The organism is Pseudomonas sp. NPDC088368 (assembly GCF_044753445.1).
GTDB lineage: Bacteria > Pseudomonadota > Gammaproteobacteria > Pseudomonadales > Pseudomonadaceae > Aquipseudomonas > Aquipseudomonas bambusae.
Genome location: NZ_JBIVNG010000027.1, coordinates 1 through 2579, shown reverse-complemented (window position 1 = coordinate 2579; position 2579 = coordinate 1). Strand labels below are relative to the sequence as shown.

At 58.9% G+C, this 2579-nt stretch carries 1 protein-coding gene; it reads right to left on the bottom strand.

From position 1 onward, the window contains the following. The coding region (locus ACIQAL_RS31540; RefSeq protein WP_401152583.1) for a hypothetical protein at window positions 1–2579 on the bottom strand (2579 nt) is incomplete at both ends.

The following is a 2579-nucleotide window of genomic DNA, read 5'->3' as shown; positions in this document are numbered from 1 at the left end:
TCGGACAGGGTTACGGTCAGTTGATCGTGAGCCGTTTCCTTGTCGCTGTAATCCAGCTTACCGGCGACAGTCGTCGCATCAGCTTTGCCTTCGGCCAGGTCGTTTGCAGTGACCTTGATTTCAGGTGCGTCATTGGTGACCACAGTCGGAGTGGCGTTACCGGTCGCGGACTTCAGGCCGTCGCTGACGGTGACTTCAATGGCTGGCAGCTTGGTGCCCGCGTTAACAGCGTCGATACCGGTCTGTGTTAGCAGCACGTCGTTGCCACTGATGGTGTAGTACTTGGCACTTTCGGTCGACAGGGAAACAGTCAGCTTGTCGTGAGCGGTTTCCTTGTCGCTGTAGTCCAGCTTGCCAGCGACGGTGGTTGCGTCGGCTTTACCCTCGGCCAGGTCGTTCGCGGTGACCTTGATTTCAGGTGCGTCATTGGTGACCACGGTCGGAGTGGCGTTACCGGTCGCCGATTTCAGGCCGTCGCTGACGGTGGCTTCAATGGCAGGCAGCTTGGTGCCAGCATTGACTGCGGCGATACCGGCTGCGGTCAGCAGGACATCGTTGCCGCTGATGGTGTAGTACTTGGCACTTTCAGGCGATAGGGAAACAGTCAGCTTGTCGTGAGCGGTTTCTTTATCGCTGTAGTCCAGCTTGCCAGCGACGGTAGTCGCATCGGCCTTGCCTTCGGCCAGATCGTTTGCGGTGACCTTGATTTCCGGCGCGTCGTTAGTAACAACGGTCGGAGTGGCGTTACCGCTCGCCGACTTCAGACCATCCGAAACAGTAACTTCGATAGCAGGCAGCTTGGTGCCCGCATTGACTGCGGCGATACCGGCTGCGGTCAGCAGCACATCGTTGCCGCTAACGGTGTAGTACTTGGCGCTTTCAGGCGACAGGGAAACAGTCAGCTTGTCGTGCGCAGTTTCCTTGTCGCTGTAGTCCAGCTTACCGGCGACGGTAGTCGCATCGGCCTTGCCTTCCGCCAGGTCGTTCGCGGTGACCTTGATTTCCGGCGCGTCGTTGGTGACCACAGTCGGAGTGGCGTTACCGGTCGCCGACTTCAGACCATCCGAAACAGTAACTTCGATAGCTGGCAGCTTCGTGCCCGCATTAACAGCGGCGATACCGGCTGCGGTCAGCAACACGTCGTTGCCACTGATGATGTAGTAGGTTTTGCTCGCGTCGGACAGCGTCACGGTCAGTTGATCGTGAGCGGTTTCCTTATCGCTGTAATCCAATTTACCGGCGACAGTCGTCGCATCAGCTTTGCCTTCGGCCAGGTCGTTCGCGGTGACCTTGATTTCCGGCGCGTCGTTAGTAACAACGGTCGGAGTGGCGTTACCGCTCGCCGACTTCAGACCATCCGAAACAGTAACTTCGATAGCAGGCAGCTTGGTGCCCGCATTGACTGCGGCGATACCGGCTGCGGTCAGCAGCACATCGTTGCCGCTAACGGTGTAGTACTTGGCGCTTTCAGGCGACAGGGTAACGACCAGCTTGTCGTGCGAAGTCTCCTTATCGCTGTAATCCAGCGTACCGGCGACAGTCGACGCGTCAGCCTTGCCTTCATCCAGGCTATTAGCGGTGACCTTGATTTCCGGCGCATCGTTAGTAACCACGGTGACCGTGCTGCTGTGGTCGCCGGAAAGGTTCGTCGTGCCCGCAGCGCCAATGTCGGTGACCGAAATGGTGATGCCGCGCGCAGGCAGGCTCGAATCGTTACTCGTTTCGGAGAACTGGATCGAGTTGATCAGTTTTTCGTAATCGGCAATGGACGCATCGCCGCTCAAGGAAATGGTGATGGTGCCTTTGTTGTCGTTGGCGACCGAATAGTTGATGCCCAGGGCCTTGCCGCTGCCATCGTCATAGGTCGACTTGAGCTGATCGCCCGCCTGCATGTTGGTCAGGGTGATGGTTGCAGCGCTCAGGTGCTTGGCCCCAGCGCCGTCGACAGCACCGTCCGGGTCGGCAATGACCAGGCCTTTGATCAACGGGACTTCCGGACCGCCTTCTTTGAACTCGGCGCCGTCGAACGTGACAGTCGGCGCTACGTTGGTAGCAGGCGCCGAAGGGGTGATGTCCAGATCATGGCTGGCATTACCTGTCTGACTCGGCGCGCTGTTCTGACTGATGTCAGTCACGGTGATGTCGATGCCGCGAGTCAGGTGAGACGCGTCAGTACCGCTTTCGGTGAACGTGATCGACTTGATCGCCGTCTCGTAATTGGCAATCGAAACATCACCTGACAGGCCGGTCAGGGTGATGACCAGTTTGCCTGCGCCGTCCGGAACGGCGGTGTAGCCAATGCCGAGGTCCTTGATCTGGGCCTCGCTCAGCGTGGTGCCGAAATTGTCACCGGCCTGAACGTTGCTTACGGTGATGACGACTTTGCCGATCTGCGGCGTCGCGCCACCCGGTGCGTCGCTGTCAGCGATAGAAATGGTCTTGATCAGGCTGACGGCAGCGCCGCCTTCCACGAACGCGCCGGGTGTGAACTCGACGGTAGGTGCTGCGTTGGTGTCAGGGGTGCCAGTGATCGGGGTGATGCTCAGATCATGGCTGGCATTACCTGTCTGACTCGGCGC